This is a genomic window from Defluviitalea raffinosedens (assembly GCF_016908775.1).
GTDB classification, from domain to species: Bacteria; Bacillota; Clostridia; order Lachnospirales; family Defluviitaleaceae; genus Defluviitalea; species Defluviitalea raffinosedens.
On sequence record NZ_JAFBEP010000003.1, the window covers coordinates 66,316 to 87,520 of the forward strand.

At 39.7% G+C, this 21,205-nt stretch carries 19 protein-coding genes, 2 tRNA genes, 1 riboswitch and 1 other annotated feature; all 21 genes read right to left on the reverse strand.

The genetic code is table 11. The features are described 5' to 3' along the window. Window positions 1–169: 169 nt before the first annotated feature. The 21 genes from JOD07_RS03530 to JOD07_RS03630 all read right to left on the reverse strand — a co-directional run bounded on the left by JOD07_RS03530 (window position 170) and on the right by JOD07_RS03630 (window position 21,187). Window positions 170–1,081, reverse strand: a complete 912-nt coding sequence (locus JOD07_RS03530; RefSeq protein ID WP_204612238.1) for a PLP-dependent cysteine synthase family protein — start codon at window positions 1,079–1,081, stop codon at window positions 170–172. A gap of 14 nt (window positions 1,082–1,095) precedes the next feature. Beyond that, window positions 1,096–2,223, reverse strand: a complete 1,128-nt coding sequence (locus tag JOD07_RS03535; protein ID WP_158739435.1) for a bifunctional cystathionine gamma-lyase/homocysteine desulfhydrase — start codon at window positions 2,221–2,223, stop codon at window positions 1,096–1,098. A gap of 13 nt (window positions 2,224–2,236) precedes the next feature. Continuing rightward, the gene (locus tag JOD07_RS03540; RefSeq protein ID WP_204612240.1) at window positions 2,237–2,881 is read right to left on the reverse strand and encodes a class I SAM-dependent DNA methyltransferase; all 645 of its coding nucleotides are present in this window, start codon (window positions 2,879–2,881) and stop codon (window positions 2,237–2,239) included. A gap of 145 nt (window positions 2,882–3,026) precedes the next feature. After that, window positions 3,027–3,237, reverse strand: a binding site (T-box leader). Window positions 3,238–3,348: 111 nt separating this feature from the next. Beyond that, window positions 3,349–4,257, reverse strand: coding sequence for a thiamine pyrophosphate-dependent enzyme (locus JOD07_RS03545; RefSeq protein ID WP_158739433.1), 909 nt, complete (start codon window positions 4,255–4,257; stop codon window positions 3,349–3,351). After that, window positions 4,241–5,440: a transketolase C-terminal domain-containing protein gene (locus JOD07_RS03550; RefSeq protein ID WP_204612242.1), complete on the reverse strand. Its 1,200-nt coding sequence runs from the start codon at window positions 5,438–5,440 to the stop codon at window positions 4,241–4,243. Before JOD07_RS03550 ends, JOD07_RS03545 begins: the two co-directional genes overlap by 17 nt. Beyond that, on the reverse strand, window positions 5,427–5,738 hold the full coding sequence (locus JOD07_RS03555; protein ID WP_204612243.1) for a 4Fe-4S binding protein: 312 nt from the start codon (window positions 5,736–5,738) through the stop codon (window positions 5,427–5,429). Before JOD07_RS03555 ends, JOD07_RS03550 begins: the two co-directional genes overlap by 14 nt. Next, window positions 5,735–6,280, reverse strand: coding sequence for a 2-oxoacid:acceptor oxidoreductase family protein (locus JOD07_RS03560; protein ID WP_158739430.1), 546 nt, complete (start codon window positions 6,278–6,280; stop codon window positions 5,735–5,737). The genes JOD07_RS03555 and JOD07_RS03560 overlap by 4 nt, the downstream gene beginning before the upstream one ends. Beyond that, window positions 6,277–7,458: a pyridoxal phosphate-dependent aminotransferase gene (locus JOD07_RS03565; protein ID WP_158739429.1), complete on the reverse strand. Its 1,182-nt coding sequence runs from the start codon at window positions 7,456–7,458 to the stop codon at window positions 6,277–6,279. The genes JOD07_RS03560 and JOD07_RS03565 overlap by 4 nt, the downstream gene beginning before the upstream one ends. A gap of 14 nt (window positions 7,459–7,472) precedes the next feature. Beyond that, entirely contained in the window at window positions 7,473–8,789 is a 1,317-nt protein-coding gene (locus JOD07_RS03570) for a phenylacetate--CoA ligase family protein (RefSeq protein WP_158739428.1), read from the reverse strand. A gap of 29 nt (window positions 8,790–8,818) precedes the next feature. Continuing rightward, window positions 8,819–9,475: a methionine ABC transporter permease gene (locus JOD07_RS03575; protein WP_158739427.1), complete on the reverse strand. Its 657-nt coding sequence runs from the start codon at window positions 9,473–9,475 to the stop codon at window positions 8,819–8,821. After that, on the reverse strand, window positions 9,465–10,478 hold the full coding sequence (locus JOD07_RS03580; RefSeq protein WP_158739426.1) for a methionine ABC transporter ATP-binding protein: 1,014 nt from the start codon (window positions 10,476–10,478) through the stop codon (window positions 9,465–9,467). Before JOD07_RS03580 ends, JOD07_RS03575 begins: the two co-directional genes overlap by 11 nt. 12 nt (window positions 10,479–10,490) lie before the next feature. Continuing rightward, window positions 10,491–11,309: a MetQ/NlpA family ABC transporter substrate-binding protein gene (locus JOD07_RS03585; protein WP_158739425.1), complete on the reverse strand. Its 819-nt coding sequence runs from the start codon at window positions 11,307–11,309 to the stop codon at window positions 10,491–10,493. 90 nt (window positions 11,310–11,399) lie between these two features. Next, window positions 11,400–11,507: riboswitch (SAM riboswitch) on the reverse strand. Window positions 11,508–11,650: 143 nt separating this feature from the next. Continuing rightward, on the reverse strand, window positions 11,651–13,135 hold the full coding sequence (gene xylB / locus JOD07_RS03590; protein WP_204612245.1) for a xylulokinase: 1,485 nt from the start codon (window positions 13,133–13,135) through the stop codon (window positions 11,651–11,653). Between the two features lie 57 nt (window positions 13,136–13,192). Then, entirely contained in the window at window positions 13,193–14,509 is a 1,317-nt protein-coding gene (gene xylA, locus JOD07_RS03595; protein ID WP_204612247.1) for a xylose isomerase, read from the reverse strand. A gap of 253 nt (window positions 14,510–14,762) precedes the next feature. Further along, a tRNA-Leu gene (locus JOD07_RS03600) sits at window positions 14,763–14,846 on the reverse strand. 5 nt (window positions 14,847–14,851) lie between these two features. Continuing rightward, window positions 14,852–14,923, reverse strand: a tRNA-Gln gene (locus JOD07_RS03605). A gap of 165 nt (window positions 14,924–15,088) precedes the next feature. After that, a complete protein-coding gene (gene gltA / locus JOD07_RS03610) occupies window positions 15,089–16,486 on the reverse strand; it encodes an NADPH-dependent glutamate synthase (protein ID WP_204612249.1) in 1,398 nt (465 codons plus the stop codon). 1 nt (window position 16,487) lies between these two features. Beyond that, entirely contained in the window at window positions 16,488–17,312 is an 825-nt protein-coding gene (locus tag JOD07_RS03615) for a sulfide/dihydroorotate dehydrogenase-like FAD/NAD-binding protein (RefSeq protein ID WP_158739421.1), read from the reverse strand. A gap of 117 nt (window positions 17,313–17,429) precedes the next feature. Beyond that, complete coding sequence (gdhA, locus tag JOD07_RS03620) at window positions 17,430–18,779, reverse strand: NADP-specific glutamate dehydrogenase (protein WP_330636116.1); 1,350 nt, start codon at window positions 18,777–18,779, stop codon at window positions 17,430–17,432. Between the two features lie 167 nt (window positions 18,780–18,946). Further along, window positions 18,947–20,578: a PAS domain-containing sensor histidine kinase gene (locus JOD07_RS03625; RefSeq protein ID WP_204612253.1), complete on the reverse strand. Its 1,632-nt coding sequence runs from the start codon at window positions 20,576–20,578 to the stop codon at window positions 18,947–18,949. A gap of 132 nt (window positions 20,579–20,710) precedes the next feature. Beyond that, complete coding sequence (locus tag JOD07_RS03630; protein WP_158739418.1) at window positions 20,711–21,187, reverse strand: DsrE/DsrF/DrsH-like family protein; 477 nt, start codon at window positions 21,185–21,187, stop codon at window positions 20,711–20,713. Between the last annotated feature and the right edge of the window lie 18 nt (window positions 21,188–21,205).

A 21,205-nucleotide genomic window follows, 5' to 3' on the forward strand; every position in this document is an offset into this window, starting at 1 on the left:
ATTCAGGTGAATGGTGCACTGGATGAAGCCTTCACTTACATCACAAAACCGGAAGTTAATTATGTGATTTCCTTTTGACGAAAAGAACCCCCATATTCCCAAAATAATAAACCTCCAGGTTTCAGCCTGAAGGTTTATCGTTTATCTGAAACAGAGAAACTCCCTGCTTTTATTCATATATATTTTTACTCAGATACCTGTCGGACCGGTCAGCAAAGATCATTACAATATTGCCTTTCTCGATTTTTTGAGCCTGCTTTAGGGCTGCTGCAAAGACAGCTCCCGAAGAAGATCCGACCAAAAGCCCTTCCTTTTTGGCCAAATCCTTTACTGCCCGAAAGGCTTCCTCATCACTGATTTTCTCTACATCATCAACAAAATCCATTTCTAAATTGCCTGGGATAAAATCGTTTCCTATCCCTTCTATTTTATAGGAGTGGCACGCCCCTCCCCCAATAATAGAACCATATGGATCCGCTAATACGCCTTTGATCGACGGATTTTTTTCCTTTAAGTATTTCATAACACCGCTAAAGGTACCGCCTGAGCCTGCTCCAGAAATAAATACATCAATCTTTCCTTCCATTTGATCATAAATCTCTCTTCCGGTATAAAGATAATGGGCCTCTGCATTATCGGGATTATCAAACTGATTGATCACCAAAACATCATCCATCTCTTTTTTAAGTTCTTCTATTCTTCTATATGCCCCCTGTAATCCTTCTTCTGTTGGGATGTTGATGATTTCTGCCCCTAATGCTTTCATAATCATCTGCTTTTCTACAGAAAACTTTCCAGGTACGATAAAGATAATTCTATATCCCCTGTTGACTGCTGCCAAAGCAATTCCTATACCTGTATTCCCTGCCGTTGCTTCGATAATCGTGCTACCTTTTTTAAGTCTTCCTTCTTTCTCATATTTCTCGATAAAATGCTTTCCGATTCTGTCTTTAACAGACCCTCCAGGATTCGCAAATTCTAGTTTGGCAAATAATTGAACATTCCCTGGCAGATCAAAATGATTGATTTTTATGATCGGAGTGTTTCCAATTAACTCTGTAACATGATTCACATAATGCATATAACATCGCCCCCTCATTTCAAAGAAATATCTAAATCTTTTATAATATCCTCCACGTATTCTATTCCTACGGACAATCTGATCAGTCTGTTGGTAATACCTAATTTTTCTCTTTTTTCTTCCGGAATGGATGCATGGGTCATTTGGGCCGGTACGCTGATTAAGCTTTCTATGCCTCCCAGGCTTTCCGCCAGGGTAATGATTTTCAAATTGGATAAGACTTTCTCTACAGTAGCTTCAGAATCTACTTCAAAAGAAATCATTCCTCCGGCTCTTGACATCTGACTTTTAAAGATCTCCTGTGAGCCATTGCAGCCTGGATAGTAGATTTTCTTTACCCAACTTTGATTTGAAAGCCAGTTTACAATTTGTTCTGCGTTTTCGCAGTGTCTGTCCATACGAACAGGTAATGTTTTAATCCCTTTGATTAAAAGCCAGCTGTCAAAGGGGCCTAAGATCGCTCCTACAGAATTTTGAATAAAGTGCATCCTGTCTCCCAGCTCTTTATTATTTACAACAACCAGTCCGGCAACCAAATCACTATGGCCCCCTAGATACTTTGTTGCACTGTGAAGTACGATATCTGCCCCTTGAGTGATAGGCCTTTGAAGATAGGGTGTCGCAAAAGTATTGTCAACTACGGTAAGAATCTCTTTTTCTTTTGCCAATTCTACGATAGAACGAATATGGGTTAATTTCATCAAAGGATTGGTTGGGGTTTCTATATAGATCATTTTCGTATTGGCTTTTATGCCGTTTCTTACTTTGTCGATGTTGCTGGTGTCTATAAAGTCATACTCTAAGTTAAAGTTTTTAAATACCTTATCAATGACTCTAAAGGTGCCTCCATATACATCGTCGCTGACCAGAATATGATCTCCCGATTTTAAAAGCATTAAGACAGATGAAATGGCAGACATTCCTGAGCTGAAGGCAAATCCTCTATAGCCTTCTTCCAGATCCGCGATCAGCTTTTCTAAAGCTTCCCTTGTGGGATTGCCCGTTCGCGAATACTCAAATCCCCGGTGTTTTCCCACGCTTTCCTGGGCATAAGTAGACGTTTGATAAATGGGAACGGTTACAGCTCCCGTATAAGGATCCCCGGTAATTCCTCCATGTATTGCCAAAGACCGAATATCCATAATATTACCTCCCCTAATTTTTTTGTGCAGTTAGTATCCAAACATAACTGTTCATTTTTTCAATCTCATAGGTATATCCTTGAGCCCTAAATATTTGAATCAGATCTTCTATGAGCTCATAGTACTCCGTGTATAAATCTTTCAGGAGATTAAAAGCTCGATCAGCTTTCACTTTTTCAATAAGCTTAAGCTTATATTCCTTCGATTCAAACATGGTGTCTGCAATGACAATTTTCCCATCAGGTTTTAATAATCCGTCCATTAACTTAACAGATTCTATTTTTTCAGCATAGGTTAAATGGTGAAATGCATAGGATGCTACAAATGCATCTACCTTTTGCTTTAAGGGCAGTGATAAAAAGTGACCATCCAATATTTCCAGTGAAGGTATTTTTACTTTTGCTGCTTTTCTCATTTCGCTGGAAGGTTCAATCCCTATGACATGAAAGCCCTTTTTTGTCAGCAGTTCGCTTAAGTTCCCCGTCCCGACGCCTATTTCTATTACTGTTCCTGACTTTTTGTCTTCTATTTGTGTACTGATTTTATCTAGTATCTTCGTGTAATTCTCAAAAACTTCTGCATACTCATGGTTTTTGCCATATACTGTGTCGTCATAAGAACTTGCCCATTGGTCAAATAAAGCATTGAAATCAGGCATATTCATCCTCCTTTAAATATGGCGTGATCGGAAAAGCCAGCAACATGCAGTATGCGCGAAATGCGCATCCTGCCCGGAGGGCTTTATGATATAAAAAATCCTTAAGGATTTCCTATGTAATAAAAAAGACTTCTCCTCCATTACATTTAGAGGCGAAGTCTTCCGCGGTCCCACTCTACTTAGGCATAAGCCTATCTTTAATGCGCTATACAGGGCGCTCCCTGATTGCCTACTACGCTTTCAGCAATCCGCTCCGGAGTGCACTTCAGTCAGAATCTCTGCAAGCTGCTCTCAGCCGGTGACAGCTTTTCTCTGTGACAGGATTTCTAACCTACTCTCTCCTTCATTGCATTATCTTCTCAATTCATAGTATTCCGATAAGATTATATTGTTTTCTTTATGATAAAAAATTTTTTTAGATATGTCAAGTAGTTTTTCTCAATTTTGCCATAACAAAAAAGTGGCTGTTATGCCACTTCCCAGTTTTCCCTGATATATTCCCACTTTTTATCCCGACTTTCTATGATGTATGCAATGTCTTTTTCATCTAGATGCCTGAATCTTCCCTGTTTTCTTAAGAAGTTTTCTACGGATGAAAATTCTTTAGGATTCTTATTCAACTTAAATCTTCCGTACTCATATTCTGCCAGATACCAGAGCCCGGTATCTACAACTTCTTTAGCCAATTCCACTGTTATGTCCTCTGGCGTTCCCCACCCTGTCGGGCATGGAGCATAAACATGGATATAAGAGGTACCTTTCACTTCCTTTGCCTTAGCAAGCTTATTCATGAAATCCTGAACATATCCAATACTTGCAGTGGCTGCATAACTAATGCCGTGAGCCGCTACAATCTCAAACATATTTTTCTTCTGAGTGATACTTCCATGAATATTTTCCCCCGCGGGGGTAGTGGTGGTTCTGGCACCGAAAGGCGTTAAGCCGCTTTTTTGAATACCTGTATTCATATATGCTTCATTGTCATAGCAAATGTAAATGATCTGATCGTTTCTATCAATGGCGCCAGATAATGCCTGAATACCTATATCCGCTGTCCCTCCGTCTCCGGCAATCCCTACAGCATGAAAATCTTTAATCCCCAATGCCTTTGCCCCTGCAGCAATACCAGAAAGCATGGAAGCTGTTCCTGCAAAGGTAGATATCATGGCATTGGTCGAGAAACATAATTGGGGATAGACAAAACCTACAGCAGACATACAGCCTGCCGGAATAACAGTATAGGTTCTTTCTCCCAATACTTTTAAAGCCAGTCTCACTGCTAAACTTCCTCCACAGCCGGCACAACCCTTATGTCCATAGAAAAATTCTTTATCTGTGATATTGTGGGCATTGATTCTTTTAATTTCCTTCTCCATCTGTGTCCACCCCCAAGTTGATCCATTTGATGTACTCTTTTTTTACTCCATTCGCTGCTTCTTCCAAGTATGTATACATAAATTTGATATCATTTTTAGAAATATCCCGTCCACCAAGGCCTGCAATAAAATTATAAGATTGAATGGGTTTGCCTGATTTCAGAAGGGCCGAATTGACATTGGTATAAACGGTTCCCTCGTATCCAAAGGAAATATCTTTCTCCAATACACCTACGACTTTTGCCCCCCGGGTTATATCAATGATTTCTTTTTCGGGGAAAGGACGCATAAATCGAATCTTAAGGACTCCGACTTTCTTCCCTTCCCTTCTTAATTCATCTGCGACCACTCTGCAGGTTCCCGTAATGCTCCCTAAAGTAACCAGTATAATCTCTGCATCTTCACATCTGTATCCGTCCACTAATCCCCCATATCCTCTCCCAAACTTTTTATGATACATCTCGTCTACCTCTTTAATTACTTCCGCTGCTTTTGCGGCCGCTCTGTGCTGCTGATATTTAAATTCCATATTATCTCCCGGAGAAGAACTAAAACACATATTCTTAGGATTCTCAAAGTCCAGCTTATTTTCTGTTTCAAAAGGGGGCAAAAATGCATCCACGGCTTCCTGGCTTGGTACTTCTACCAGTTCATAGGTATGGGTCAGAACAAATCCATCTAAATTGACCATCACAGGGGTTAATACTTCTTTATTTTCAGCGATGGCATAGGCCTGAATCATCATATCAAGGCTCTCCTGAGCATCTTCCACATAAACCTGAAGCCATCCACAATCCAGCAGGGACAATGAATCTCTTTGATCCCCATAAATACTCCAGGGAAGCGCCAATGAACGGTTGGCGTTCATCATCACAATAGGAAATCTCCCTCCACTGGCGTAATGCAAGCACTCCGCCATATACAAAAGCCCCTGAGAAGAGGTGGCTGTAAAAGCCCTTGCGCCCACTGCGCTGGCGCCCATGGCTGCTGAGAGGGCAGAATGTTCGGATTCCACATGAAGGAATTCAGATGTAAGCTCTCCTTTTTCCACCATTTCTGCAAGCCTTTCAACCACTACGGTTTGCGGGGTGATGGGATATGCAGAAATCACATGAGGTCTTGCTAGTTTGACACCTATAGCAGCAGCTTCATTCCCTGATACAAACATTTTAGTATTCCCCATTTTCCCCCTCCTTGATCATTTCTATGGCTTTATGGGTGCAAGCTCTTGCACAGATCCCGCAGCCCTTACAAAAATCATAATCAATGCCTACTTTTTTATTTTCCTTGAAAATGGTCCCTTCCGGGCAATACAAATAGCAAAGACAGCATCCTGTGCATTTTTCTTTATGTACAATAGGCTTTCTGGTTCGCCATCCTGCATTTTTTACAACCAGAGTCCCTGCTGGAGCGGCTGGTCCACAAGGATAATCTTTGATATGCTTTGGTTTTTCATACTGCATTAATTGTGGCTTATTCATAGCCACTCCCCCTTAATCCGTTCATAAGATTGGTTTAAAACCCGGATATTTTTCTCTGCCAGGCTTGATGAAAACTCATTTTTTATACTTTCTGCCACAGCATGGACTGGAATCACTTCTGAAATACCAATAAGCGCCCCAATCATGGCTGTATTGGTTACAGGCCTTCCCAGTATCTCCTGGGCAATGGCCACTGCATCAAAAGTGACAATCCAATCCGGAGAAATTGCTTTATACTTTTCTTCCCGGGCAGTATTGATAAGAATCTTTCCTCCAGGTTTCAGATCCTGAAGCAATGAGGGGGCAAACAGCGTTTCATCCAATACAACAATATAATCACAGTGTATAATTTCACTTCTGTCCCTGATTTTTTGATCATCTATCTTGGTAAAAGCAGTGATGGGTGCACCTCTTCTCTCCGGTCCAAAGGAAGGAAAAGCCAAAGCATATTTATTGCCGTACAAAGAGGCAGCAGCTCCTAGTATTCTGGAGGCTGTGAAACTTCCCTGTCCCCCTCTGCCATGCCATCTGATTTCAATCATGATATCCTCCATTCTGCATTTTTTGCCTTTTCTCTTAATGTCGAAAGTCTTTTTAGGGCTTCTTTAAGAGTATCTGTCTTTTTTGCGAAGTGAAAGCGAATCAGGTGGTTTACATCTTCTTTAAAGAAGCTGGAACCTGGGACAGCGGCTACCCCTACTTCTCTGGCAAGCCATTCACAAAACACCGTATCACTTGGAGCGCCGAATTCTGAAATATCTACCAAAACATAATATGTTCCCTGAGGTTCTGTATATTTAAGTCCCAGCTCATCTAAACCTTTTAAAAATATATTTCTTTTCTCTGTATAAAGTTTTCTTAATTCTTCATAATATGCATCCGAAAACTTTAGGGCTGCTACTGCTGCTTCCTGCAGAGGTGCTGCTGCCCCTACTGTAAGAAAATCATGAACCTTACGGGCATTTTCAATTACTTGGGAAGGCCCTATAATATATCCAAGTCTCCATCCTGTAATTGAGTAAGTTTTTGAAAGAGAGCTGCAGGAAATGGTTCTCTCAAACATTCCAGGCAAAGATGCAAAATAAATATGTTCATTCGGTTCAAACACAATATGTTCATAGACTTCATCAGTAATCACAAAAACATCATACTTTTCTGCCAGGTCTGCAATAAACTCCAGTTCTTCCCGTGTGAATACTTTTCCTGTAGGATTGGAAGGATTACAGAGAATAAGCGCCTTTGGATTTTGCTCAAAGGCTTTTTTAAGCGCTTCCTGATCAAAGTGAAATGTGGGCGGATGCAAAGGGACATATATTGGTTCTGCCCCGGAAAGAATCGTATCCGCCACATAATTTTCATAAAAAGGAGAAAAGACAATCACTTTATCTCCCGGTTTACAGGCTGTCATCATAGCTGCCATCATAGCTTCCGTACTTCCACAGGTCACAACAATTTGAGTATCGGGGTCAATGGGAATATCCATGTATTTTGACTGCTTTTTAGCAAGCGCTTCTCTGAAGTTTTGTGCACCCCAGGTGATGGAATACTGATGAGGGCCTTCTTCTGCTGCCTTTTTTAAGGCTTCCCTCAATTCCTTGGGAGGATCAAAGTCCGGAAAACCCTGGGACAAATTCACTGCCCCATAGCGGTTAGCTATTCGTGTCATTTTTCTAATAACAGATTCTGTAAAAAAGTCCAGACGATTGCTTACTTGCGGCATATTTTTCCTTCTTTCTATTGTTCTCTTAAGTCAATAAATCTTTTAGCCTTGTGGGTAGCTCTTGGAAGAGCCCCTTCTTCCAGGATCACCACTTCTTTAGGTCTAACGCCTAATCTTGCTTTAATATTGTGAGATACCTTTTCCGACAATTCCTCGTTCGTTATGGTGACATCCGCATGTTTTTCCACTTCTACTTTAAATTTGGTGGTAAAGTTTTCGGAAATCGCATACACTCTGTATTCCCCATTGAGTTCCTTAATGTTTCGAACGATAAATTCTATATCGCTGGGGAAAATATTCACGCCCGAGACAATGAGCATATCATCGAGTCTTCCTACCACCTGAATTCTGCCATGGGTACGTCCGCATTCACATTTTTCTTTGTTGAAAATAGCAATATCTCCTGTTCTGAAACGAATCATCGGTCTTGCCTGTTTTCTTAAGGTGGTGAGCACCAGTTCCCCCCTTTGACCATCCTTTACCGGTTCCAGAGTTACGGGATCGATCACTTCCACATAAATCTGATCTTCTGCTATATGCAGTCCGTTCCTTGCACTGCACATTCCGGCACAAGCCCCATAAATATCAGAAATACCATAGAAATCATACACTTCTGCATCCCAGAGATCTTCAATGGCTTTTCTTGTGGCTTCTATGGAACCTCCTGGTTCTCCGGCAACAATGATTTTATTGATCGCCAGGTCCGTTGCAGGATTGATGCCTTGTTTTTTAGCAGTTTCTCCAAGATACCATGCATAGGATGGAGTCGTCCAGATCACCGTAGGCTGAAATTCCTGCAAAATATAAAGGAGTCGTTCTGAAGGAATGGTTCCTGCCCAGATGCATAATGCCCCCAAATTCTGGGCTCCTATAACATCAGGGCCTCCCACAAACAAGGTGAAGTTTAAAGCATGCACATATCTGTCATGGGGTCTCATGCCTGCCGCCCAGAATAATCTGCTTTGGATATCCTGGAACTCATCAAAATCGGTTTTGGTAAAAGGACTTAGGGTAGGTACTCCTGTGGAACCGCTGGATGCCGAAACAAAGACCACATCTTCTTCAGGCACTGCAGTCAACGTTCCAAGAAGAGGCTTTGAGATTTGAGCGTCCCGCTCAATCTGCTTATTGATGAACGGAAACTTTGACAGGTCGGATAAAACCTTGAAATCTTCGGGTTTTACTCCGGATTCATCAAAAGATTGCTTATAATATGGTGAGTGTTCATAAGCGTATTTCAAGTGTTCTTTGAGCTGTTCTGTCTGATATGCTTCTAACTCTTCCCTTGGCATGGTTTCTATGGATTCATTCCAATATCTTTGATATGACATTTTTATTCCCCCTAATCAGCTGCGTTTGATTATGATCTTTTATCTACTTTTTTAGAGCTATAGTCTCCCAACCATTGAAAACCCTGTACGATTAACACTAAAACAACCACTGTAGTAAGCATGATGTCGGTTTGATATCTGTAGTATCCGAAGCGAATGGCTAAATCGCCGATACCTCCCCCGCCGATAATCCCTGCCATAGCAGAATATCCGATCAAACTGATGGCAGTTACTGTAATGCCTACGATCAGGCTGGGCAAAGCTTCCGTTAAAAGCACATGGTATATAATGGTCCTTGTTTTTGCCCCTGCGGCTTGCGCTGCTTCAATCACTCCTTTATCCACTTCTCTAAAGGCCGCTTCCACCAATCTCGCATAAAAGGCTATGGCTGCAACAGAAAGAGGTACTGATGCGGCTCCTGATCCTATAGTAGTACCCGTAATGAGCTTAGTGACAGGTAAAAGTACAACAAGCAGAATCACAAAAGGTGTGGATCTTACGATATTAATGATCAAACCTCCGATAAAGTTTAAAATTTTGTTTTGAAAAAATAAGCCACTGGACGTAAGATACAAAAATAATCCTAAAGGAATACCCAAAACTATGGATAATATCAGTGCTATTCCTACCATTTGAGAAGTTTCTCCCAGGGCTTTTAATAAATCAAAAATCAGTTCAGCTTGCATAGAGTACCACCTCCGTAAATGCAGTTCTTTCGTTGATATAGTCCACTGCCAGTTGAACTTCCCTTTCTTCTCCCTCTATATCGACGACTAAGATTCCCACGGGTCGATCTCCTATGTACTCGATTTTTCCATGGACGATATTTAGGTTAACATTATAACGTTTAGATACTTCTGATATTAAAGGCTCCGTTGCGGACTCTCCCTTATAGACAATTTTCAGTACCCTGCCCTTAAAATCATTGAAAATCTGCTTAGGGAATTCGAGGTGGAAGGTGTGTTCAATTAATTGTTTTGTAAAAACATTTCTCGGATTGACAAATACGTCATAAACATTGCCTGCTTCTAATAACTGTCCGTCATTCATAACCGCCACTCGGTCACAGATGCTTTTAACCACATCCATTTCATGAGTGATGATGACAATGGTAATCCCTAATTTCTGATTAATTTCTTTAAGTAAGTTTAGGATGGATTTTGTCGTTTCTAAGTCAAGGGCAGAAGTAGGTTCGTCACAGAGAAGAATTTCTGTTTCGTTGGCAAGGGCTCTTGCTATACCTACTCTTTGCTTTTGTCCGCCGCTAAGCTGAGCCGGAAAAGCATTACTTTTATCTGAAAGACCGACAAGATTCAGCAGTTGGTTTACTCTTTTTTGAATTTCATCTTTAGGTTTTCCTGCTGCAACCATTGGAAAGGCTACGTTTTCAAAAACTGTCTTTCTTTTTATCAGATTGAAATGTTGAAAGATCATCCCTATTTTCTGTCTAAGAAGCCTTAAGTCTTCTCCTTTTAAATCTGTAATGTCCTGATTGTTAATAAAAATCCTGCCTTCTGTTGGCCTTTCTAAAAGATTAATGGTTCGGAGCAGGGTACTTTTCCCTGCTCCACTGGCTCCAACAATTCCAAAAATTTCTCCTTTGTTAATGTTCAGCGAAAGTTTCTGAACTGCTTTAACTTTGCCTTCAGCCCCTTCATAAGTCACGCTGACATCCTGAAATTGAATCATATGTTTTCCTCCCTACTGTTGTAAAAACCAGGCTGGCTTTTGGAAAGCCTTAAACATATAATCTGGATTTTCGATAACTTCCCTGAACTCTTCCGATTCAACGACTTCTTTAATGTCTTTTACAAATTGGGAATTAATATCTTCTGTTCTTACAGCAACGAGATTTTTATATTCTTCCTGTAACTCTTCCATGACAAGGGCTGTAGATAAATCGATCCCTGCTGAAATCGCATAGTTTCCATTGATTGCTGCAAGATCCACGCTGTCTAATGTTCTTGGAAGCTGGGCTGCTTCTACCGGAGTAATTTTAAGATTTTTGGGATTGGATTCTATATCTTTTTCAGATGCTTTTGAAGGATCTATATCCTTATTCAATGTAATAAGTCCTGCCTGTTCCAGAAGCCTGAGGGCTCTTGCCAGGTTGGTAGGGTCATTGGCTATGGTGACTTCGGCGCCATCCGATAATTCATCTATGCTTTGTACTTTCTTTGAATACAAGCCTACCGCTGCTGTTGGCACATTGATTACAGGTGACAATTCAAGGCCGTGGTCTTCGGCAAATTTATTTAAGTACACCAGGTGTTGGAATAAATTGGCGTCAATTTCTTTATTGGCCAGAGCAAGGTTAGGCTGAACATAATCACTGAACTCTTTAATTTCAACCTTATATCCCTTTTTTTCAAGACCTGGCTTAATGCCCTTAACAATCATATCCCCATAAGGTCCTGGAGCAACTCCAAATATGATGGTCTTACTTTCCTTTGATGCACATCCTGTAAGTATCCCTAATATAGTAATAATGGATACAAGCAATACACTTATTTTTTTCATCTTATTTTCCTCCCTATTTTTTTGATTTTTTGAACTACATTTTTACGCATTAAAAAACCTCTTTCCGATGAAAGAGGTCATTTTCTTCCTCTCTCATCTCTCAGCTCATCTGTCTTGAGCTGTTGGAATTAGCACCTTGTAATACATACAGGTTGCCGGGCTTCATTGGGCCAGTCCCTCCGCCTCTCTTGATAAGAGTTTCTTACTAAATCATATTATATTGATAAGAATTATATGAGATAAATTCCGCTTTGTCAATAAGTTTTCAAAAAATTTTATTAATCCTATCTTTTTACTTTGTATTATATAAAACATAAAAAAACCGGGATTCATCCCGGCTTTTATTCAGCACTAAGCTTGAACCAATCTTTTAAAGACTGATAAGCTTCTTTGTAGCGCGTATAAATTTTATTGTACTTTTCTACATTTTTCTCTATAGGAGTTACAGATCCAACAATTTTTATAAATATATTGCAAGCTTCTTCAATACTGCTAAATTCTCCTGCTCCTACGCCTGCTAAAATAGCAGCACCAAGAGCCCCTCCCTGATTTGTATTGATTTCATTTATTGGATATCCAAAAATATCTGCAAGAATCTGTTTCCAGAGAGGACTCTTTGAACCTCCCCCAATGGCAATAATTTGAGAAATAGGTACTCCGATATCTTTTAAAATTTCAAGAGAATCCCGAAGTCCAAAGGATACACCTTCAAGTACCGCCCTTGTCATCTCACCTCTTGTGGTACTCATGGATAATCCCAAAAATGTTCCTCTTGCATCAGGATCGGCATAGGGAGTACGTTCTCCCATAAGATACGGAAGGAATATTACGCCTTTAGCACCTGGTTCCGTCTCACTGGCTTCTTTTAAGAGTTCATCAAAATCCATTCCTTTATTGGCTTCTTCTACCCACCATTTTAAGCAGCTGGCTGCCGAAAGCATAACCCCCATGGAATGATACTTCCCATTGGCATGGCAGAAAGCATGAAGGCGATTCTGGCTGTCTACAGCGTAGTCATCATGGGCTGCAAATACGACACCCGAAGTCCCCAGGGTAACCATTACGGTTCCTTCTTTAACCGTTCCGGTTCCTATGGCTCCGGCAGCATTATCGCCGCCTCCTCCTACAACCAGAATCTCTCCTGTGAGTCCCAGTTCCCCTTTCACTTCTTCTGACAACTTTCCTGTTACTTCATAGGATTCATAGAGTTTTGGAAGATACTCTTCTTTGATGCCTATGTACTCGATCATTTCCTTGGACCAGCATCTGTTTTTAACGTCTAATAGAAGCATTCCGGAAGCATCAGAAACATCCGTTGCATAATCTCCTGTCAATTTAAATCTGATATAATCTTTTGGAAGAAGAATGTGTCTTATTTTCTCAAACAATTCAGGATGATTTTTCTTTACCCATAAAATCTTAGGGGCTGTGAACCCGGTCAATGCCTTATTACCAACAAGCTCTGTGAGTTTTTCTTGCCCAAAATGATTGGTGATGTCCTCACACTCCTCCGCAGTTCTTTGGTCGCACCAAAGTATTGCGGGAAGCAGGACCTTATTTTCTTCGTCCAAGGCTACCAGTCCGTGCATTTGACCACTAAAGCCTATTCCCCGGATTTCCCCTTCAGGAAGATTGTTTTTTTGAATAACTTCTTTAATAGCTTCTTTGGTACCCATCCACCAGTCTTCAGGATTTTGCTCCGCCCAATTACTTTTTGGATAATACACCGGATATTCCCTGGAAGATTCCCCGAGAATTGTTCCGTCTTTATCAACAGCAAGTACCTTTACAGATGATGTACCTAAATCAATCCCCAAAAAAATCATACCTATTCTCCTCCTTGAAAGGGTTGTTGTATCAACAACCCAATAAATCGATCTTTACTACAGTGTATAGATATATTGATTAATTCGATCTTCTAAGAGTTCTTGTCTTCCGGATTTGTTTACAATCTTATCATGCTTTAATGCATAGGCAGTTAATTCTTCAAAGCCTACTTTATTTTCTACGATATCTTTTCCGATGCCTTCATTGTAACTTGCATATCTTTCTTCGATAAAGCTTTCTAATACTTTATCTTGAAGCAATTTATCCGCAATGATAAGACCCCTTGCAAAGGTATCCATACCAACAATGTATCCGATGAATAAGTCTTCTACTTCAAAGGAACCTCTTCTTACCTTAGCGTCGAAGTTAAATCCTCCAGGTGCGATACCTCCGTTTTTAAGCACTTCGTACATCGCTAAAACAGCATCGTAGATATTGGTTGGGAATTGGTCTGTATCCCATCCTAATAGCATGTCTCCCTGGTTAGCATCGATACTTCCTAATACGCCGTTAATTCTTGCCATGTTCAGTTCATGTTGGAAGGTATGTCCTGCTAAAGTCGCATGGTTCGCTTCTATATTCATTTTGAAATGGTCTTGTAAATTATATTTTCTTAAGAATCCTAAAACAGTCATTGTATCAAAATCGTATTGATGTTTTGTAGGTTCTTTTGGTTTTGGCTCGATTAAGAATTGTCCTGTAAAGCCAATTTTCTTAGCATAATCTACTGCCATTTGTAAAAATCTTGCATAGTTGTCTTGTTCTAAAGCTGTATTGGTGTTAAGAAGTGTTTCATAACCTTCTCTTCCACCCCAGAATACATAGTTTTCTCCGCCAAATTTCTTAGTAAGGTCAATGGCTTTTTTAACCTGAGCCGCCGCAAAAGCAAATACATCCGCATTAGGAGAAGTAGATGCTCCGTGAACGAATCTTGGATGGCTGAATGCATTGGTTGTTCCCCATAAACATTTGATACCTGTTTTTTTCATTAATTCTAAGATGTAATCAGAGATTTCATCTAAATTAGCAAATTTTTCTTCTAAGGAATTGCCTTCTGGTGCAATATCAAGGTCATGGAAACAGAAATATTCGATACCTAATTTGCTCATAAATTCAAATCCTGCTTCTGCTCTCGCTTTAGCAAGTTCCATGCCTTCTTTTCCTGCCCAAGGTCTCTTAGCTGTGCCTTCTCCAAACATATCAGCGCCCATAGCAGTTAAAGTATGCCAATAGCTCATAGCAAATCTGAAATGATCCTTCATAGGCTTGCCTGCAACAATTTTTTCTGGGTCATAGTATTTAAATGCTAAAGGATTAGTAGATTTAGGTCCTTCATACTGAATCTTCTTAATGCCTTCAAAATATTCTTTCATAAGATCCCCTCCAAAGTTTTTAAATTGATTTTAACAACTTAATTCTATTATATAGTATTCACAAAACTTTTTCAACCCATTTTAAGAAGTTATTTTTTAATATTTTCTTACTTTTCTATTCATTCTACCTGCTAAAAAGATCCTGTATTAAGCTTTTAAAATTATATAAGAAGTTTTTTATTGCATAGGAAATTCAGAGGAATTTCCTATGCAATAAAAAAACAGAGCACTTGTAAGTGCTCTGTCTTATTAATGCGGATGAAGGGAGTCGAACCCCCACGGTGTCGCCACCGGCAGATTTTGAGTCTGCTGCGTCTGCCAATTCCGCCACATCCGCCAATACTGGGTAGGAAGGATTCGAACCTTCGGATGCAGGAGTCAGAATCCTGTGCCTTACCGCTTGGCGACTACCCAACAATATTAATTTGTCCGAACAACTTCATATTCTAGCACAAATGATTTAGTTTGTCCAGTAGTTTTTTTCAAAAAAGCCGTCTCACCCGGAGGGCTTTTTATTACATAGGAAATTCGAAGAGATTTCCTATGTAATAAAATAACTCGTACGAAATGTACGAGCTATTATGCATTCATTGTGCTCTGAATTTTTTCATGTATAGCTTTTGCTGCTTTTTTCCCTGCCCCCATGGCTAAGATCACAGTAGCTGCACCAGTCACCACATCGCCTCCGGCATAAACATTTTGCTTGCTGGTATGCATGGTTTCTTCTTCTACAATAATTCCGCCCCATTTGTGGGTGTCTAAGCCCGGAGTCGTTTGGCGAATAAGTGGATTAGGGCTTTGTCCAATGGCTATGATCACTGTGTCCATATCCATTATGAAATTACTTCCTTCAACTTCAACAGGCCTTCTTCTTCCTGATTCATCCGGTTCTCCAAGACCCATCTCTACACACTCAATGGCTTTTACCCATCCGTTTTCTCCATGGATTTTCTTAGGATTTGCAAGCAGTTTAAAGATAATGCCTTCTTCTTTTGCATGATGAATTTCTTCTTTTCTCGCCGGCAGTTCTTCTTCTCCGCGGCGATAAATAATATAAACTTCCTCTGCTCCAAGTCTTTTGGCTGTTCTGGCAGCATCCATTGCCACGTTACCGCCGCCAATAACTGCAACTTTTTTACCAACCTTTACAGGAGTAGGATTATTGGGGAAATCATATGCCTTCATTAAATTCACTCGGGTTAAAAATTCATTGGCAGCGTATACTCCGTTTAAACTTTCTCCTTCAATACCCATGAATTTAGGAAGTCCGGCACCGCTCCCTACAAATACTGCCTTGTAGCCTTCTTCAAATAACTCATCAATTGTGATCGAACGACCTACTACAACATTTTTATTGATTTTAACGCCCAGATCTACTATAGTTTCTATTTCTTTTTCAACCAATGCTTTTGGAAGACGGAACTCCGGAATGCCGTACATGAGTACACCGCCTAAAGCATGCAAAGCTTCAAAAATGGTTACATCATATCCTAATTTAGCCAAGTCTCCGGCACAGGTAAGTCCTGCAGGGCCTCCCCCAACCACTGCAATTTTAATCCCATTTTTTGTAATCTGCACTGACTTTTTCTCTGCATGCTGCATATGGTAGTCGGCAACAAATCTTTCCAGCCTTCCAATACCTACCGGTTCTCCTTTTATGCCTCTTACACATACACCCTCACATTGATTTTCCTGGGGACATACTCTGCCACAAATGGCTGGCAGGTTGTTTTCTGAAGTAATGAGTTCATAAGCTTTTTCAAAGTTCCCTGCTGCTACTTCCTTAATAAATTCTGGTATAGGAACGTTCACAGGACATCCGGATACACAGGGTTTATGTTTGCAGTTAAGGCATCTTGTTGCTTCTTCCATGGCTTGTTCCTTGGTATATCCAAGTGCCACTTCATTAAAATTTTTATTTCTTACATTGGGATCTTGTTCAGGCATGGTTACTTTTTTTAAACTCATATTAGGCATTTTACTTTCCTCCTAGTCCAATGCGGCAAGAATGTTCTTCTTCCTTATACATTCCCTGCCTTCTCATGCATTCGTCAAAATCTACCAAAAGGCCGTCAAAATCAGGGCCATCCACACAAGCGAACTTTGTTTCTCCGCCAACAGTCACTCTGCATCCTCCGCACATCCCTGTTCCGTCAATCATGATCGGATTAAGGGATACTGCCGTTTTGATATTTTTCGGCTTTGTAATGCCTACAACAGCTTTCATCATTACAAGAGGCCCTATGGCAATGATTTCATCATATTCCTTACCTTCATTTAATAGTTCATTCAGTACATCGGTCACGAATCCTTTTTTGCCTTTTGTGCCGTCATCGGTTGCATAGTAGACCTTATCGCAAATCGCTTCAAATTCCTTATCAAGGATAATAAACTCTTTGCTTCTTCCACCCAGAATCACATCTACTGCCACACCCATTTCATGAAGTTTTCGTATTTGAGGATATAGGGGGGCTGCTCCAACGCCACCGCCAATTCCTAATACTCTTTTATGTTTTTTAAGGTCAGAAGGTTTTCCTAAGGGCCCTACAAAATCAGGAATCGTATCTCCTTCTTGTTTGCTGCTTAGTAGCTGGGTAGAGTATCCAACAATCTGATAAATAATGGTAACAGTTTCTTTTTCTCTATCGTAATCTGCAATGGTTAATGGAATTCTTTCTCCTTTTTCATCGGCCCTGAGAATGATAAACTGCCCGGGTTGGCAACTTCGTGCTACAAAAGGTGCATGAACAACCATTAGCTCTACAGCTTCGTTCAGTTTTTCTTTTTTCAAGATTTTATACATTTTTACATCTCCTCTGTAAAATAACTCAATAATAGGAGAAGCCTTATTTGAACAAGCAACAAATAAGGCTTCTATTACATTATACATAAGTTACATCTCTAAATCAATTTGGGTATTTTAGTAAGCTATTCCCTGTGCCAACATTGCTTCAGCTACTTTTAAGAATCCTGCAATATTAGCTCCTACCACATAATTACCTTCGTGGCCATATTCTTTAGCCGCATCCTGAGCACTCTTGTGGATATTTGCCATGATTTGCTTTAATTTTGCATCCACTTCTTCAAAAGTCCAGGAATATCTCATACTGTTTTGACTCATTTCGAGACCTGAAACAGCAACGCCTCCTGCATTGGCAGCTTTTCCAGGTCCAAATAAAATACCGTTCTTAAGGAAAATCTCAACAGCTTCTGGTGTAGAAGGCATATTGGCCCCTTCTGCCACTGCAATACATCCGTTTTTCACTAAGGTTGCTGCAGCTTCTCCATCCAGTTCATTCTGTGTTGCACAAGGAAGTGCAATGTCACAAGGGATTGTCCAAATTCCTGAGCATCCTTCATGATACTCTGCATTTGGATGATAGTTGATATATTCTTTGATTCTCTTTCTTTCAACTTCTTTGATTTGTTTTACTGTATCTAATTTGATGCCTTCTGCATCATAAACATATCCATTGGAATCACTAAGAGCAACAACTTTTCCGCCCAGTTGCTGTGCTTTTTCTGCTGCATAAATGGCAACATTCCCAGATCCTGAAATCACTACAGTCTTACCTTCAAAGGATTCTCCTTTGGTTCTTAACATTTCTTCTGTAAAGTAGCAGCAGCCATATCCTGTTGCCTGAGTACGAACTAAACTTCCCCCATAGGTTAAGCCTTTTCCAGTTAATGTACCTGTAAATTCATTGCGAAGTCTTTTGTATTGTCCATACATATATCCGATTTCTCTTGCTCCAACACCAATATCTCCTGCTGGAACGTCCGTATCTGCACCGATGTGTCTTTGAAGCTCTGTCATAAAGCTTTGGCAAAAACGCATAATTTCTCCGTCAGATTTTCCTTTAGGATCAAAGTCGCTTCCACCTTTACCTCCGCCCATTGGCAGACCAGTTAAAGAATTCTTAAAGATTTGTTCGAAGCCCAAGAATTTAATAACCCCGAGATTTACAGAAGGATGGAATCGGATGCCTCCTTTATAAGGTCCTATAGCACTGTTAAATTGTACTCTAAAGCCCCTGTTTACCTGAACCTTGCCATTGTCATCAACCCAGGATACCCTAAACATGATCACTCTTTCCGGTTCTACAATTCTGTCAACAATCCCTGCCTTGATGTATTCGGGATGTCTTTCAAGAACCGGTTCGAAGGAATGGAGTACTTCCCTCACTGCTTGATGAAATTCAAGTTCAGCCGGATTTTTAGCAATGACCCTATCCATGACTTCTTGTAAATAGCTGCTTTTAAATTCCACTTTGTCTCCTCCTCTATACAATGAAAGATAATTATTATTAACATGCATTATATACAATTGTCTGACATTGGCACCATTATATCACGTAGACTGCAATTTGCAAATATATTTTTTTAACATTTCTACAAAAAATAAAAAAAAGCCTACAGAATTTACATTCTGCACGGCTATTCATAAATATCTGAAAGCTCTATATTGAGCATTTCGACATTTTTATAAGAACTTCTTTCATTATTAAGGGGTTCTTTGGCTTTTTCCTTAAGAACTTTGATTGGAAGTTCGATGATAAATTCTGTCCCCTTATGTTCTTCACTCTGCACATGAATGGTACCATTATGCATTTCCACTAAAGATTTAACAAGAAACAATCCTATTCCGCTTCCCTCATATTGCCGTGTAGCACTGGAATCTACCTGACCGAATCTCTGAAAAATCACATGTTGTTTTTGGGATGGTATACCTATGCCAGTATCTTTTACGGATATAAGGATTTTCTCATCCTGTTTTTCTATTCCTACTTTAATGACGCCTCCAGGTAGAGTAAACTTGGCAGCATTGGATAAAAGATTTAACATAATTCTCTCTATTTTTTCTGCATCAAAAGCCATGATTTGCTTGGAGACTTTACTTTCAAACAGAAGGTTAATCGATTTGTTTTTTATGTATTGCTCAACCGACAAAGTAATTTGCTTAACAACATAAACAATATCAGCATTTTCCAAATGCAATTTAAAGAAGCCGGAATCAATTTTTGTTACATCAATAGTATTATTGAGCAGACGAAGAAGTCTGTAACAGTTTTGTTTCATAATACTTGCATACTTCTTTTCTTTTTCAGAAGGCAAGTAGAAAGTTTCTAAAAGCTGCAACGTAGATAAAATGATGTTTAAAGGCGTTTTTAACTCATGGGATACATTGGTAAAATACTCTGTTTTGGCTTTATTGTCGCGTTGCGCTTCCTTAAGTAATTTCTCTTGACATTTTATATTTTCCTGGAGGATGAGTTCTACTTTCTTCAAATCTGTGATATCTTTAATGTGCTCCATCACAAGCTGAACTTCATTCGTATCTTTGTCAAAAACGGGATATGCCATGATCTCCACCCATTTTTCCAGTTTCTCTATATAGGTTTGGATTTTTTCAGTCTTTTTGGACTGACAGGCCTTTTGGGTGATCGACTCCGTGCAAGGCTTACTGCACATTTTAAGATCTGTACATTTTTTCCCGATGACTTCTTCACTGGTATATCCCCAAAGATCAAGAGCTGCCATGTTGCACTGAATAATCCTGTCTTCAGTGTCTTTAATGTAAATTGGATCAGGGATACTGTCAAAAATCGTATCCAAAAGGGCCGAAGTTTCTTTTAATTGCCTTTTTATATCATAATGATGGTTTACTGCATTCGTGAAATCTTTAAGTAAAGTATAGGAGCCCGCCAGATACAACGGTTCATCATTTTCATCCCAAATGCCTTTTCCCTGAATGAGAACCCATTCATAATTTGAAGGCTGAATGGCTACCCTGCATTCTGTTTTAAAAATGGATATTTCTCTTTTCAAATAACGTTTTAAAGTCTCATTAACATAATCAATGTCCATAGGATGTATGATTTCTTTTAAAAACTCAATAGGCATATACAGGGTGGATTTATCTCCATCAAAATACTCTCTGATTTTTCCATTATAGTAGATTGTATTTTGAGGTATATCCAGACCCCAAAAACCATCATTGGCTCCTTCTTTTGCTATGTCTAGCCAAATCTGACCCTTTTCCAGTTTTTTGGCATCCGTATCAATCAATCTGTGATTTATATGCTCACCCCCTAAAGTCAAGAAAATTACTTTATTTTTGGAATCAGTATAACAACATTATACCCTTACAGGTAAATTTGTAAATATATTTTTGGAATTAAGGAAAATTTTGTACTAATGTTAAATAAAGAGCTGGATATCTGATTCAAGAGCATCTTTAAGATATTCTTTGGCTTCTATGACCTCTACCTCAGGAATCAGCTCTTCTTTCGAGATCCCCATAATTTCCATAGAAAGCTTACAGCCATAAAAATTCACTCCTCTTTTTCTTGCTCCGTTTAAAAAGTTTATGAGTCTTGGGGCCCCATCTTCTTCCATCATGTCAATCAACATTTTCTTCCCTAATCCACTGAAATTCATCTTAGAAAGTGGAAGTTCTTCCGGTCCTTTTGGTGTCATCATTCCAAACAGTTTTTCATAAGGACTTTTCTCTTCTGTATTTCCATTTTCTCCTGTTCTAAGCAAAAAGAGTCCCCAAAACGCAAAGAACATGGTTACTTCCATATCCATGTCTCTTGCCGTATTGGCTAAAATAAGAGCCGCCAAAGCTTTATCATAGTCGCCGCTAAACATGAGTAAGTTTAATTTTTTGCTCAATTTTTCATCTCCTTATAA

Bases quoted from the DNA above. Each gene is read 5' to 3' on its own strand.
- JOD07_RS03530 (WP_204612238.1), bottom strand. From the start codon at position 1,081: ATGCATTATGTGAATCATGTTACAGAGTTAATTGGAAACACTCCGATC.
- JOD07_RS03535 (WP_158739435.1), bottom strand. From the start codon at position 2,223: ATGGATATTCGGTCTTTGGCAATACATGGAGGAATTACCGGGGATCCT.
- JOD07_RS03540 (WP_204612240.1), bottom strand. From the start codon at position 2,881: ATGCCTGATTTCAATGCTTTATTTGACCAATGGGCAAGTTCTTATGAC.
- JOD07_RS03545 (WP_158739433.1), bottom strand. From the start codon at position 4,257: ATGGAGAAGGAAATTAAAAGAATCAATGCCCACAATATCACAGATAAA.
- JOD07_RS03550 (WP_204612242.1), bottom strand. From the start codon at position 5,440: ATGGGGAATACTAAAATGTTTGTATCAGGGAATGAAGCTGCTGCTATA.
- JOD07_RS03555 (WP_204612243.1), bottom strand. From the start codon at position 5,738: ATGAATAAGCCACAATTAATGCAGTATGAAAAACCAAAGCATATCAAA.
- JOD07_RS03560 (WP_158739430.1), bottom strand. From the start codon at position 6,280: ATGATTGAAATCAGATGGCATGGCAGAGGGGGACAGGGAAGTTTCACA.
- JOD07_RS03565 (WP_158739429.1), bottom strand. From the start codon at position 7,458: ATGCCGCAAGTAAGCAATCGTCTGGACTTTTTTACAGAATCTGTTATT.
- JOD07_RS03570 (WP_158739428.1), bottom strand. From the start codon at position 8,789: ATGTCATATCAAAGATATTGGAATGAATCCATAGAAACCATGCCAAGG.
- JOD07_RS03575 (WP_158739427.1), bottom strand. From the start codon at position 9,475: ATGCAAGCTGAACTGATTTTTGATTTATTAAAAGCCCTGGGAGAAACT.
- JOD07_RS03580 (WP_158739426.1), bottom strand. From the start codon at position 10,478: ATGATTCAATTTCAGGATGTCAGCGTGACTTATGAAGGGGCTGAAGGC.
- JOD07_RS03585 (WP_158739425.1), bottom strand. From the start codon at position 11,309: ATGAAAAAAATAAGTGTATTGCTTGTATCCATTATTACTATATTAGGG.
- xylB (WP_204612245.1), bottom strand. From the start codon at position 13,135: ATGATTTTTTTGGGGATTGATTTAGGTACATCATCTGTAAAGGTACTT.
- xylA (WP_204612247.1), bottom strand. From the start codon at position 14,509: ATGAAAGAATATTTTGAAGGCATTAAGAAGATTCAGTATGAAGGACCT.
- gltA (WP_204612249.1), bottom strand. From the start codon at position 16,486: ATGCCTAATATGAGTTTAAAAAAAGTAACCATGCCTGAACAAGATCCC.
- JOD07_RS03615 (WP_158739421.1), bottom strand. From the start codon at position 17,312: ATGTATAAAATCTTGAAAAAAGAAAAACTGAACGAAGCTGTAGAGCTA.